We start from the raw sequence: 13,035 nt of genomic DNA, 5'->3' as shown, positions 1-13,035 counted from the left end.
GCTGGAACGTCTAGACCTCCGCACGCCCAAACTCCGCCACGGGCGACCGAACCCTCAACACGCATGCGGAAAGCCGCCAGTACAGGATGTGGGACATGGGACTGACCAGCCAGAAACTGCAGATACTCGTCGCGTTCTTGGCGGTGCTCTGCTTTGTGGCGACGGTCTGGGTCTGGCCCCGTCTGAGCAAGCGCAACTGGCGGGCGCTGCTGGGCAGGGTGGGGATGCTGCTGGCCAGTCAGGTACTGAGCCTGGGCGCGATCGGCCTGGCCGCCAACAACTGGGGTGCCTTCTACAGCTCCTGGGACGACCTGCTGGGTACCGGCCAGACCAACGCCCCGGTGTCCATCAACGACGGGGTACACCCGAGCGCGGCGGCCACCACCAAGGTTGCCGGGGTGCAGGTGCTGGACACCAAGCCGGTGGCGCTGATGCTGCCCGGCGCCCCGACCGGCGTCGGCGGCGGCAGTGTGCAGAAGGTCACAATCAAGGGTTCGGGCACGGGTCTTGACGAGCCGGCCTACGTCTACCTGCCGCCGCAGTACGGCGAACCGGCCTACGCGAGAGCGAAGTTCCCGGTGGTGCTGGTGTTCACCGGCTACCCGGGCACGCCTGAGAATCTCATCACACGGATGAAGTACCCGACCGTCGTGGCCCAGGCGATCTACCAGAAGCAGATGCAGCCGACGATCCTGGTCATGATGCGTCCGTCGGTCGCCATGCCCAGGGACAACGAGTGCGTGGACGCCGTCAACGGCCCGCAGGCCGAGACCTTCTACACCAAGGACCTGCACGAGGCCATGGCGGCGCGCTACCGGGTCGGTACCGCGGGGGTGAACTGGGGCGTGATCGGCGACTCCACCGGCGGCTACTGCGCGCTCAAGCTGTCGATGCGTCACCCCGAGGCGTTCGGCGCCGCGGCGTCCCTCTCCGGCTACTACAAGGCGGCCGTGGACAGCACCACCGGTGACCTCTTCGGCGGCAGCAAGCAGCTGCAGAACGAGAACGACCTGATGTGGCGGCTGAAGAACCTGCCGTCCCCCGCGGTGTCGGTGCTGGTCGCGAGCAGCAAGAAGGGCGAGCCCGACTACAAGCCCACCCTGGACTTCGCCGCGGCGGCGAAGGACCCGATGCACGTGTCGACGCTCTTCCTGCCGTCCGGCGGGCACAACTTCACCACCTGGAACCAGGAGACCCCGGCCGCGCTGCGCTGGATGTCCACCAAGCTGGAGACGCCCACCGACAGCGCCTCGCCCAACCTCGGGCTCAAGGTCGACTCCTGACCGGAGCCTGCCGGACGGCGGGCCGCCGGGCTCGGGGCCCCCAGCTCCCGGCTCCGCGCTCGGGGGCGAGCCGGACGGCCGGCTAGGAGGGGTGCTGAAGATCTAGGCCGGATCAGGGAGCGTCGTCCTGCGGCTTCGATTGCAAGGCGGAGGAGGGAGCCAACCGTGGTTGGTAGAGGGCGACCAGGGGGCACCTCCCGCCCGAAGGGTGGGGGAGACAACGCGGCAAGCGCCCGCGGCGGAGCCGCTGTCGTCGCGAGCGCAGGGCGTCGCGAGCCCGGCCTAGATCTTCAGCACCCTCCTAGCGGCCGATGATGAGGCTCATCGCCTCGGCACGGGTGACGGCGTCGCGCAGCTGTCCCCGGACGGCCGAGGTGAGGGTCTTGGCACCGGGCTTGCGGATGCCGCGAACCGACATGCACATGTGCTCGGCTTCGACCACGACGATCACACCGCGGGCGTCGAGGATCCGCATCAGCGAGTCCGCGATCTGCGTGGTGAGCCGCTCCTGCACCTGCGGGCGGCGGGCGTACACGTCCACCAGCCGGGCGAGCTTCGACAGCCCGGTGATCTTGCCGCTGGCAGCCGGGATGTAGCCGACGTGGGCGACCCCGTGGAACGGCAGCAGGTGGTGCTCGCAGCAGGAGACCAGCTCGATGTCCTTGACCAGCACCAGCTCGTCGTGGCCGAGGTCGAAGGTGGTGGTCAGCACGTCCTCGGGCTCCTGCCAGAGGCCGGCGAATATCTCCTGGTAGGCCCGGGCGACGCGGGCGGGGGTCTGCTGGAGCCCCTCGCGGTCGGGATCCTCGCCCACGGCCAGCAGCAGCTCGCGCACGGCGTCCTCGGCGCGCTTGTGGTCGAACACCCGGACGGCTCCGGTCGGATCCTCGATGGTCACCGGGTCGATCATGGGTCTCCTCCAGTAGGTCACCTGCACGTCTGGCTTTGCCGACACGAATTGCCTGCATGGGTCGCCTGCACGCCGCAAAGCCGCTGCCCCAAGGTTAGAACCTTGGGGCAGCGGCTATCATTCCGGTCGATTCCGAGGCGAGAGCCTCGCCAGGGTTAGCCCTCCGTGGGCTCCTGCGGGAGCTTCACGATGTCCACCACCGGCGCCGCGTCGAGCTGAGCGGCACCGTTGGTCAGGGCCAGTTCCTTGGGGGACTGGACCGGCGGACGGGTGGACGGGGTCCGGCGGGCGGATCCGGTCCAGGCCGGGCGGGCGGGGCGCTTCACGATCGGAGCGAAGATCTCGGCGATCTGCTCCTTGTTCAGCGTCTCCTTCTCCAGCAGTTCGAGCACCAGGTTGTCCAGGACGTCCCGGTTCTCGACGAGGATCTCCCACGCCTCGTTGTGGGCGTTCTCGATCAGCTTCTTGACCTCTTCGTCCACCAGCCCGGCGACCTCTTCCGAGTAGTCGCGCTGGTGACCCATCTCACGTCCCAGGAAGGGCTCGGAGGCGTCGGTCCCGAACTTGATCGCACCCAGGCGCTCGGTCATCCCGTACTGGGTGACCATGGCCCGCGCCGTGGTGGTGGCCTTCTCGATGTCGTTGGACGCGCCGGTGGTCGGGTCGTGGAAGACCAGTTCCTCCGCCGCGCGCCCGCCCATCATGTAGGCGAGCTGGTCCAGCATCTCGTTGCGGGTGGTCGAGTACCTGTCCTCGTCCGGGAGGACCATGGTGTAACCCAGGGCCCGGCCGCGGGAGAGGATGGTGACCTTGTGCACCGGGTCGCTGTTCGGCGAGGCCGCCGCGACCAGGGCGTGACCGCCCTCGTGGTACGCGGTGATCTTCTTTTCCTTCTCCGACATGATCCGCGTGCGCTTCTGCGGACCGGCCACCACTCGGTCGATCGCCTCGTCCAGCGTGAAGTTGTCGACCAGCTTCTTGTCGCTGCGCGCGGTGAGCAGTGCGGCCTCGTTGAGGACGTTGGCCAGGTCCGCGCCGGTGAAGCCGGGGGTGCGACGGGCGACGGTCATCAGATCGACGTCCGGGGCGACCGGCTTGCCCTTCTGGTGCACCTTCAGGATCTCGAAGCGACCCTGGAGATCGGGGCGGTCCACCGCGATCTGGCGGTCGAAGCGGCCCGGGCGCAGCAGCGCCGGGTCCAGGATGTCGGGACGGTTGGTGGCCGCGATGAGGATCACGCCACCCTTGACGTCGAAGCCGTCCATCTCGACCAGCAGCTGGTTGAGGGTCTGCTCACGCTCGTCGTGCCCACCGCCGAGGCCGGCGCCGCGGTGGCGGCCGACCGCGTCGATCTCGTCGACGAAGACGATCGCCGGGGCGTTCGCCTTGGCCTGCTCGAACAGGTCGCGGACCCGGCTCGCGCCGACACCCACGAACATCTCGACGAAGTCGGAGCCCGAGATCGAGTAGAACGGCACCCCGGCCTCACCCGCGACCGCACGGGCCAGCAGGGTCTTGCCGGTTCCGGGCGGGCCGTAGAGCAGCACGCCCTTGGGGATCTTGGCGCCGACGGCCTGGAACTTGGCCGGCTCCTGCAGGAACTCCTTGATCTCGTGGAGCTCCTCCACCGCCTCGTCAGCACCGGCGACGTCCGAGAAGGTCGTCTTGGGGGTGTCCTTGGTGATCAGCTTGGCCTTGGACTTCCCGAACTGCATGACACGCGATCCGCCGCCCTGCATCTGGTTCATCAGGAACAGGAACACCACGATGATCAGCACGAACGGCAGGAAGGACAGCAGCAGGCCGACGAAGGCGTTCTGCTTGTCCTGCTTGACGGTGAAGCTGTCGATCGTCTTGTTCGAGACGTCCTTCTGCAGCTGGTCGGACAGAGTCGCGGCGTACTGGTCCGAGACGTACGGCGCCTGGATCTGGTTGGAACCGTCGACCTGCTGGCCGCTCTTCAGCTGGACCTTGATCATCTGACTGTCGCCATTGGTGATCTGGACCGACTGGGCCCTGCCGTCGTTGATCGCGGCGACGACGGCGCTGGTGTCCTCGGTCTTGTAACCGGCCGAGGAGGACACCACCTGCATCAGCACGACGACGGCGAGGACGGCCAGCACGATCCACATCACCGGCGCACGGAAGTATCGCTTCACGTCCATCCATGCGGGGCGACATCAGCCGCCCCGTCCCTCCTGCCACTGTGCGGCGTCCCCAGCCCTGAGCTGGGAGACGCGTCCTATGTATGACCTCGACCGGTTGGTCATCCGCCCTCACTTGCTGAGGCGGATTATTGGACGGTACCGCAGTCATTCTCCATGGGAATCACTGCGCACCGGTGTCGAACGGCCCTTCCCCGGGTCCAACGGTGGGAAACCCCTCCCTGTTCCCGGGTCAGGCACGGGGTATTCAGCCGCCGTAGACGTGCGGGGCGAGAGTCCCGACGAAAGGAAGGTTGCGGTACTTCTCCGCGTAGTCGAGTCCGTAACCCACCACGAACTCGTTGGGGATGTCGAATCCGACGTACTTCACGTCGATGGAGACCTTCGCCGCATCGGGCTTGCGCAGCAGCGCGCAGACCTCCAGCGAGGCGGGGCCACGCGACTGCAGATTGCTGAGCAGCCAGGACAGAGTCAGGCCCGAGTCGATGATGTCCTCGACGATGAGCACGTCCCGGCCGTTGATGTCGGTGTCCAGGTCCTTGAGGATACGGACCACGCCGGAGGACTTGGTGCCCATGCCGTACGAGGAGACGGCCATCCAGTCCATGGTGACCGGGCTGTGCAGGGTCCGGGCCAGGTCTGCCATGACCATCACCGCGCCCTTGAGCACTCCCACGATCAGCAGGTCCTTGCCCGCGTAGTCGCGGTCGACCAGCTCCGCCAGTTCGGCCAGCTTGGCGTCGATCTCGTCCTTGCTGATGAGCACCTTCGCAAGGTCGGTGCCCATGTCCTTCTCGTCCACCCGCGGTACTTCCTCAAGTGCTGGAGATCCGGTGTCTGCGTCAACCTTGCCACACCCGTTCATGGCTACGGTCGGCGGAAGGCGAGGTGGCCGGAACGGCGGCGGAGTTCGACGGCACCGGGCAGGTGCAGCGGGCCCTGGCCGTGCCAGTCGGTGACGAGGTGGTCCATGGCTTCGACGTGGCGCGCGAAGAGGTCGCCGGGGGGGCTTCCGGCCCGGATCGCGCCGCGCCTGAGCACCCGGCGGCGGACGGCGGGCGGGAGTACTGCGAGCTTCGCCACCTCGAGGCCCTCCTCGCTGAGGGCCTCGACCTCGGCCTGCGCGGCCCAGGTGTCCAGGGCGTCGGCGTCGTCGCGGAACAGCCGGGCGGTCCGGGCGAGCGCCTCGACCACCCCGCCGCCGAGGTGCTTCTCCAGGACCGGCAGGACCTCGTGGCGGACCCGGGCGCGGGTGTAGGCGGGGTCCGTGTTGTGCGGGTCGTCCCAGACCGGCAGGTCGAGCACGGCGCAGGCCGCGCGGGTGATGCCCCGATCGAGCTCGAGGAAGGGACGGCGGTAGCGGCCGGTGGCGGCCGGCATCCCGGACAGCGAGCGCGGGCCCGAGCCCCGGGCGAGGCCGAGCAGGACGGTTTCCGCTTGGTCGTCACGGGTGTGGCCGAGGAGGACGACGGACGCGCCGTGGCGCTCGGCGGCGCTGTCCAGGGCGGCGTAGCGGGCGTCGCGGGCGGCGGCCTCCGGTCCGCCGGCCCGGCCGACGTGCACGCCGAGGGCGTCCACCGGGTCGAGGCCGAGCGCGCGGAGCCGCGCCGCGACCTCGACGGCCCGGGCGGTGGAACCCCGCTGCAGGCCGTGGTCAATGGTGACCGCGCCGGCGCGGAGACCGAGCTTGGCGGCCTCGAAGGCGGTGGCGGCAGCGAGGGCCATGGAGTCGGCGCCGCCGCTGCAGGCGACCAGGACGAGGGGGGCGTCCGGCGCGGGGCGGGGGCGGGGGGTACGGAGCCGGGCGTGCCGGGGGTCGACGTCGCCGACCGGACGGAACACGGGGCGGGGGTCGGGCAGGACGGGGGAAGGGGGAAGGTCGGGGGCAGTGAAGGTGTCAGGTACCTGGGCGGCGACGTCGTTGAGCACCCGGCGTACTGCCAGGCGTATCGCGGCCACCGCGGGGTGCGGACCCATGATTGATCACTCCTCGGAGCGGACCGGAGCTGAGGGGATGCCGAATCGTCTCACAGCGTGACCGGTGCGTTGCAGACGGTTGTAGGGGGATCGTCGCAGAAGTCTTCCGCGCCGAGGCCCCTCCCGGTTCCGGTGACATCAAGGGTCCGCTCGGACGGGTGAATGCAGAAACCTTCCTGCAGGCAACCGACCGAGCTGACCACCCCTCAGCTGTACTCCACTCGGGGGACGCCCGGCGCGTCGGAGGTCCGCTGTCCTCCCGGCGCCGGACGGCGTCACTTGTGGATCCGGGCCACCCAGGCGCTCGGGTTGTGGATCTCCTCCTTGGTGGGGAGGGTGTTCGGCGAGGTCCACACCCGGTTGAACCCCTCCATCCCCACGGCGTCCACGACCGCGCGCACGAACACCGCCCCGTCCTGGTACTGCCGCATCTTCGCGTCCAGCCCGAGCAGCCGGCGCAGCACCTGGTCCATCCGTCCGGCGCCCTTGGCGCGGCGCTGCTGGAACTTCTCCCGGATCTCCGCCACGGTCGGGACGACCTCGGGTCCGACGCCGTCCATCACCACGTCGGCGTGGCCCTCCAGCAGCGACATCACCGCGGTGAGCCGCCCCAGGATCTCCCGCTGGGCGGGCGTCTGCACCACGTCGATCAGGCTGCTGGGAGCGCCGCCCTCCCCGTCGTCGGCCGAACCGCCGCCGAAGCCGGGCAGCGAGCCGACCGCTTCGCGCAGCCGCTCCAGCAGGGTCGCCGGGTCGATGTCGGTCTGCGCGAGGAAGGCGTGGATCTCGCCCTCGATGTGGTCGCGCAGCCAGGGCACGGCGGTGAACTGGGTGCGGTGGGTCTCCTCGTGCAGGCAGACCCACATTCGGAAGTCGTGCGGGTCGACGCCGAGCTCGCGCTCGACCTGGACGATGTTGGGGACGACCAGGAGCAGCCGGCCCGGCTGCACCGGGTGCTCGTCGTCGAGAGTGGAGAGGTCTGACGGGACCTCAGCCGGGGCGAAGGTCTCGTACTGGCCGAGGACCTTGGACGACAGGAAGGCGAGCAGCATCCCCACCTCGATGCCGGTGACCTTGCCGCCCACCGCACCCAGGGCCGCGCCGCCCGGCATCGTCCCCCTGCGCTCCTGCATCCGCTCGGTGAGCGGGGCGATGATCGTGCGGAACCCGGCAACATTGGCCTTGATCCAGCCGGGCCGGTCGACCACGAGCACCGGGGTTCCTCCGCCCGGGGACGCCATTCCGGTGAACGCGCGTACGTGCTCCTCCGCCGCCGTCGCGTGCCGGCGCAGTTCGGCGACTGCCTCGCGGGCCTCCTCCCTCGTGACGTCCGGTCCTGGTCGTACCAGTCGGGTCGCGGTGGAGACCGCGAGATTCCAGTCGACCATGTCCGATGTATCCGCCATGTCCGCACCGCCGCTCGGGCTCGTCATACCTGCCACCGTACGTGCTCCGGTCCGCTAGCGGCAGCCGCATACGGCTACGCGCCCGGCGAGGCGGTCCAGCGCGGCACGTGCGGAGTTGGCTGCTCCGCTGCCGTTCGACATGAAGGCGAACACCAGCAGCCTGCCGTCACGGTCCACCACCAGCCCGGCAAGGGTGTTGACGGTCTGCAGGGATCCCGTCTTCGCGCGGACCAGTCCGAGCCCGGAGGTGCTGCTGCCGTCCGTGTAGCGGTTGTCGAGCGTTCCGGTGAAACCCGCGATCGGCAGCCCGCTGAGGACCGAGCGCAGCTCCGGATGCGCCGGGGAGGCGGCGAGAGTCAGCAGTTGGGTGAGCACGGCGGCCGGGATCCCGTCGTTCCCGTCGAGGCCGCTGGCGTCGTAGAGGCGGGCGCTGCCGAGCTGGATCCCGAGCCCGACGAGAGCCTGCCGCACGGCCGCCGCTCCGCCGGCGAAGGTCGCGGGCTGGTGGGCCGCGAGGGCGGCCTGGTGGCCGAGCGCCTCGGCGATGTCGTTGTCGCTCTCGGTGAGCATCCGTTCGACGATCTCGCCCAGCGGCTGCGAGCTGACCTCGGCGACCGGGGTCGCTCCGGCGGCGGCGGTCTCCTGCTGGGGCGTGTTCTGCACGTTGACTCCGCGGTCCTGGAGCAGCGACGCGAAGGTGTCGGCGGCCGTGGCGGCCGGGTCGGAGTAGCGGGCGGCGTTCTCGGTGCTGTGCGGATCTATCCGGCCCTCGTCCACAGTCAGTGCCTGCACCAGGGCGATGTTGTCGTTGATCCCTATGGGGTGGACGGCGCTGCCGGTGAACAGCGATATGTCGTACCCAAGGCGCACGGTGCCGGTGCCGCTCGCCCTGAGCGCGGCGGCGGTGCGGTCGGCGAGCGTGGCGAGGCTGGACTGGGGGTCGTCGCCGCTGGTGGCGGCCGCGGTGAGGGTGGGGTCCCCGCCGCCGACCAGGACGATTTTTCCCGGACTCGTGGTCACCACCCGAGTGGTGAAGCGATGCTCTGGGCCGAGGAGGGAAAGCGCGGCGACGGAGGTGGCGATCTTGTTGGTGGAGGCGGGGGTCTGCGGCGTGTTCGCATCGGAGGTATAGAGCGTCTGCCCGGTGGCGGCGTCCACGACGGACGCGGTGACCTGGCCGAGGACAGAGGCGTTCATGGCGGGATCGAGGGCCGCGGCGAGACCGCTGCGGGTCGGCAGCGGGGCGGCCGGGTTCAGGGCGCCGCTCGCGGTGCCGACGGAGGTGCCACTCGCGGTACCGGTGCCGGTCGCGGGCAGTAGTACGTCCTGCGCCGGGTGCCACTGCGGCACCGGGACCGGCCTGGGGCGGACCGTCACCCGGCCGTCGGCCTGTGCGACGTGCGTGACCTGCGTGCGCTTCCGCTCCGCGACCCGCTGGCCGCCCTGCCACGGCCCGGCGACGGCGATGCTTCCGGCGGCCAGCGCGAGACCCACCCCGCCCGCCACCAGGGCGACTCCCCGCACCGGTGCCAGCGCATATGCGCGCGCGGCCCGCGCACCGTGCGCCGCCACCACCGCGGCGGCCCGCCCACCGTGCGCCGCCACCACCGCGGCGGCCCGCCCACCGTGCGCCGCCACAACAGCGGCGGCCCGCTTGGCAGTGTCCCCCTGGTGCCACCATGTACCCATCCGGACCTGCCCCTTTCCCAAGCACCCCATGCCGTAGGAGACACTATTGGCTACCAACGTCTGACTGCGAAGATCTGACTGCAAGATCTAAAAACGTGGAATGGAGGAGCCTTGGAGTTCGACGTCACGATCGAGATTCCGAAGGGTTCGCGGAACAAGTACGAGGTCGACCACGAAACTGGTCGTATCTTCCTTGACCGGATGCTCTTCACCTCGACCCGCTACCCGGCCGACTACGGCTTCGTCGAGGGCACCCTCGGCGAGGACGGCGACCCGCTGGACGCGCTGGTCATCCTCGATGAGCCGACCTTCCCGGGCTGCCTCATCAAGTGCCGGGCCATCGGCATGTTCCACATGACCGACGAGGCCGGCGGGGACGACAAGCTGCTCTGCGTCCCGGCCTCGGACCCGCGCTGGGAGCACCTGCGCGACATCCACCATGTGTCGGAGTTCGACCGCCTGGAGATCCAGCACTTCTTCGAGGTCTACAAGGACCTGGAGCCCGGCAAGTCGGTCGAGGGCGCCCACTGGGTCGGCCGCGTCGAAGCCGAGGAGGAGATCGTCAACTCGATCAAGCGCCTCGCGGACTCCGGTCACGCCCACTGACGTCCCGTCAGTACGGCCCCGCCGCCCTCGGCCCCTACCGGGCCCGGGGGCGGCGTTTCGCGTCAGAATGGCCCCATGCAGATCCGGATCGAGGGCTACGACCTGCCAGGGCGTACCTGTGCGGGCAGTCCTGACTTCCCCGGCTACCGCGACGTCCATGTAGCCGTCCAGCGCCGGAACCGCCGTGACGAGTTGTACGGGCTCCACCCCGGCGACGCCCCGGGCGCGAGCTGGACGCTCGACTGCGTGGCGACCCCAGCGACGGACCAGGTGGCGGACGGAGCGGTGGACATCACGGGGCCGTACGTCCAGGGCGGACGCGGCGCGCGCTTCGTCTACCTCTCCTGGGGGACGGTCGACCCCGGGGGCGCGTTCACCCTCTTCCGCCGGGCGAAGCTGATCCTCGCCGCGATCCCGCCGGACGTGGCCACCGCCGCCCTCACCACCGGCCTGCTGACCGCCCGGCTCCGCCTCACCGACGCGAAGGGCCACCCGCTGTGCGCACGCGTCGTCCCGCCCTGGGTGAGCTGGACCGCCTAGAAGTGCCAGGGAGACGTCAGGGGCAGGCGTAGAAGGTGGGGGTGCCCATGATCCAGAGGCTGGCGGTCTTGACCACGTCTCCGGTACGGGGTGCCTCGATCATCTGGTCGTCGCCGAGGTAGATCGCCACGTGGTAGATGTCCTGCGGGCTGCCGTTGTGGGACCAGAAGACCAGGTCACCGGGGCGGATCTGGCTGTAGGAGAGCGGCGTGGACTCGGCGTACTGGTCGGCGGCGAAGTGCGGGAGCTCGACGCCCGCGTGCTCCCAGGCGCGCATGGTCAGCCCCGAGCAGTCGAAGGTGTCCGGCCCCGCGCCGCCCCACACGTAGGGGCGGCCGAGCTGGGCCCTGGCGAACGCGACGGCGGCGGAGGCGTCGCCGGGGCGGTAGCCGCTCGTACCGTCGACGGAGGAGTGGCGGGCGGCGGCGGCCAGGGCCGCCTGGCGGGCGGCCTCGGCGGCGGCCTTGGCGGCAGCGACGGCGAGCGCCTGTTGGCGTTGGCGGGCCAGGTCGACGGAGACCTGCTCCGCGAGGGCGAGCTGCACCAGCAGGGTGATGCGCTGGGCGTCGATCTGAGCGACCTGGGCGTGCTGCGCCGCCAGCTGGGCCTGGACCTGAACGGTCGCCTGCTCGACTGCGACGGTGGCCTGCCGGGCGTCGGCGGCGGCGTGCGCGGCCGCGGACGAGGCGGCCGCAGCCCGGGCGGCCGTGCCGTTGGCCTCGTCCACGACCGTGCGGGCCTGGCTGTCGACGGCGTGCAGGGCCTGACGTTCGATGTCCGCGGACCGCGGGTTCTCGGCCCGCAGCAGCCCCTGGAAAGCCGCCAGGGCGGGCGGTACGCCCAGGCGGTACTGCTCGGCCGCCAGTGCCGAGGCCGCCCGTCGGGCGGCCTGACGGTCGGCGGCTGCCCGGGCGGCGGCGGCCGCTGCCGTGACGAAGCGGGCCTCTGCCTGCTGCTGACGGACCGTCGCACCGTTGTATCGCTCCACCGCTTGCTCGGCCTGGAAGTCGAGGGCCTGCTCCGCGGTCTGCGCGGTGGCGAGCTCGGCCTCGACCGCGGCGACCTGAGCGGCGCGCCGGGACGCCGCGGCCTGCGCCGCGCTGACTGCCGCCGCACTCGGTGGCGAGGGGTCGTCGGCGGCGGCGGGACGGCTGAGCGGGAGGGTGGCGACGATGGCGAGGGCCAGCGCCAGGGCCAGGACGGCGACCGCCCGGGAGGGTGCGGCAGAGGAGGACGGGGAGTCCGGACCGGGGCGGCGAGGCTTGCAGCGGACCACTGGTGACCTCCCGATTCGTCGACCCGGACACCACAGTGTCCCCACGACCCGGTCCGGTACGCAGTGCCGGCGGGCCGACCGGGTGACGCCCCGTCAGCGACGCCGTCTCGCGCTGGCGCGACGGCGTCCGGCGGCGACGGTGCGGCGGCGGTCGACCGCGGCGCGGCGTCGGGAGCGCTGGCTCGTCACGGACGGCGGCGGCACGGCGGCAGCCGCGGGCGGGCGCGGCGCGGGGTGGTGCGGGCCGAGGTCGGTGCTGGTGGCGCGGCGGGCGGCTAGCCGGTTCAACCGTGCCAGGCGGCGCACCCGCTGCTCGTCGAGCTGGAGGTACGCGGGGCGTTCCGGTCTGGCGGACATCCGGACCGCGACCCGTTCGGCCATGCGCTCGGCGATCAGATGTGCGCGGGTGGGCCGCGCTCCCGGCGGAGTGGGCTTGCCCGCGATGAGGTCGAAGAGCCACTGTCGCGCGGAGTCGGCCCGGCGGTGCCAGCGAGCCTCGCGGCGGCGGGCACGGGCGTACTTGCGCGGGCGGTGGCTGTAGCGCCAGCGTGCCCAGGGGCTGTTGGGACGGGCCAGCCGAAGTGCGCCGATCCAGGAGACGCCGGGCACCATGATGCCGATCATCCCGCTCCAGAACTTGCCCTTGAACAGGGTCACGATCGAGAACAGCGCGTTGGCACAGATGATCGCGATCAGCTGCCAGTGGACGTCGCTGCCGGGTGTCACCCCGAGCGGGAGGTAGCCGACGAGCAGCAGGCCGGTGAAGAGGATGCCGACGATCACCGCGTCCACGGACTTGCGGCCCTGCTCGCTCCAGTACACGTCCTCCAGGTGCAGCAGCAACGCGAACTCGTCGAGGACGAGCCCGCAGCCGATGCCGAAGACCAGGCCGAAGCCGTCCAGCCAGGGGTGGGTCCCGGCCGTCGCGAAGGCTCCGATCCCACCGAGGAGCAGGAAGAACAGGCCGAAGACCACGTGGTGGATGTGCAACCCGCCAGGGGTGACGTTGCCCGGCCACCACCTGACTCCGCGTCGGATCATGCGCACGCTGAAGCGGATGGCGAGGAAGGAGCCGATGAATCCGACCAGGACCAGGAACAGGGGTTGCTTGCCGGGATCCTGGATGTGATGCGCGTAGGTGTCCCAGAAATCGGACCACATCGGGTGCTCCTTCCTCAGACCG

General features: G+C 70.6%; 11 protein-coding genes. 3 read left to right on the top strand and 8 right to left on the bottom strand.

The window, feature by feature from the left end:
* The first annotated feature begins 95 nt into the window (after positions 1-95).
* The gene (locus tag ABIA33_RS00335; protein WP_370075594.1) at positions 96-1,283 is read left to right on the top strand and encodes an alpha/beta hydrolase; all 1,188 of its coding nucleotides are present in this window, start codon (positions 96-98) and stop codon (positions 1,281-1,283) included.
* A gap of 301 nt (positions 1,284-1,584) precedes the next feature.
* Here ABIA33_RS00335 and folE read toward each other — a convergent pair whose 3' ends face one another.
* From folE to dacB, 6 genes are all read right to left on the bottom strand, one after another.
* Positions 1,585-2,193 (bottom strand): GTP cyclohydrolase I FolE, encoded by a 609-nt coding sequence (folE, locus tag ABIA33_RS00330; RefSeq protein WP_370075592.1) that lies wholly within the window; start codon positions 2,191-2,193, stop codon positions 1,585-1,587.
* Between the two features lie 155 nt (positions 2,194-2,348).
* Positions 2,349-4,358, bottom strand: a complete 2,010-nt coding sequence (gene ftsH, locus ABIA33_RS00325; RefSeq protein WP_370075590.1) for an ATP-dependent zinc metalloprotease FtsH — start codon at positions 4,356-4,358, stop codon at positions 2,349-2,351.
* Between the two features lie 247 nt (positions 4,359-4,605).
* Positions 4,606-5,160: a hypoxanthine phosphoribosyltransferase gene (gene hpt / locus ABIA33_RS00320; RefSeq protein ID WP_370075588.1), complete on the bottom strand. Its 555-nt coding sequence runs from the start codon at positions 5,158-5,160 to the stop codon at positions 4,606-4,608.
* A gap of 65 nt (positions 5,161-5,225) precedes the next feature.
* On the bottom strand, positions 5,226-6,335 hold the full coding sequence (tilS, locus tag ABIA33_RS00315; RefSeq protein ID WP_370075586.1) for a tRNA lysidine(34) synthetase TilS: 1,110 nt from the start codon (positions 6,333-6,335) through the stop codon (positions 5,226-5,228).
* Positions 6,336-6,610: 275 nt separating this feature from the next.
* Positions 6,611-7,768, bottom strand: a complete 1,158-nt coding sequence (locus ABIA33_RS00310) for a zinc-dependent metalloprotease (protein ID WP_370075584.1) — start codon at positions 7,766-7,768, stop codon at positions 6,611-6,613.
* 27 nt (positions 7,769-7,795) lie between these two features.
* A complete protein-coding gene (gene dacB, locus ABIA33_RS00305) occupies positions 7,796-9,430 on the bottom strand; it encodes a D-alanyl-D-alanine carboxypeptidase/D-alanyl-D-alanine-endopeptidase (protein WP_370075582.1) in 1,635 nt (544 codons plus the stop codon).
* A 111-nt stretch (positions 9,431-9,541) separates the two neighbouring features.
* Here dacB and ABIA33_RS00300 point away from each other — a divergent pair, with 111 nt between their 5' ends.
* Together ABIA33_RS00300 and ABIA33_RS00295 are read left to right on the top strand one after the other, a co-directional pair.
* A complete protein-coding gene (locus ABIA33_RS00300) occupies positions 9,542-10,036 on the top strand; it encodes an inorganic diphosphatase (protein ID WP_370075580.1) in 495 nt (164 codons plus the stop codon).
* 75 nt (positions 10,037-10,111) lie between these two features.
* A complete protein-coding gene (locus ABIA33_RS00295) occupies positions 10,112-10,576 on the top strand; it encodes a DUF5990 family protein (protein WP_370075578.1) in 465 nt (154 codons plus the stop codon).
* Positions 10,577-10,592: 16 nt separating this feature from the next.
* Here ABIA33_RS00295 and ABIA33_RS00290 read toward each other — a convergent pair whose 3' ends face one another.
* Complete coding sequence (locus ABIA33_RS00290; RefSeq protein ID WP_370075567.1) at positions 10,593-11,852, bottom strand: C40 family peptidase; 1,260 nt, start codon at positions 11,850-11,852, stop codon at positions 10,593-10,595.
* A gap of 93 nt (positions 11,853-11,945) precedes the next feature.
* On the bottom strand, positions 11,946-13,013 hold the full coding sequence (locus tag ABIA33_RS00285) for a hypothetical protein (RefSeq protein ID WP_370075565.1): 1,068 nt from the start codon (positions 13,011-13,013) through the stop codon (positions 11,946-11,948).
* Between the last annotated feature and the right edge of the window lie 22 nt (positions 13,014-13,035).

Source organism: Streptacidiphilus sp. MAP12-16 (genome assembly GCF_041262165.1).
In the GTDB taxonomy this organism is placed as follows: Bacteria; Actinomycetota; Actinomycetes; order Streptomycetales; family Streptomycetaceae; genus Streptacidiphilus.
This window is presented reverse-complemented; position numbering and strand designations above follow the sequence as displayed.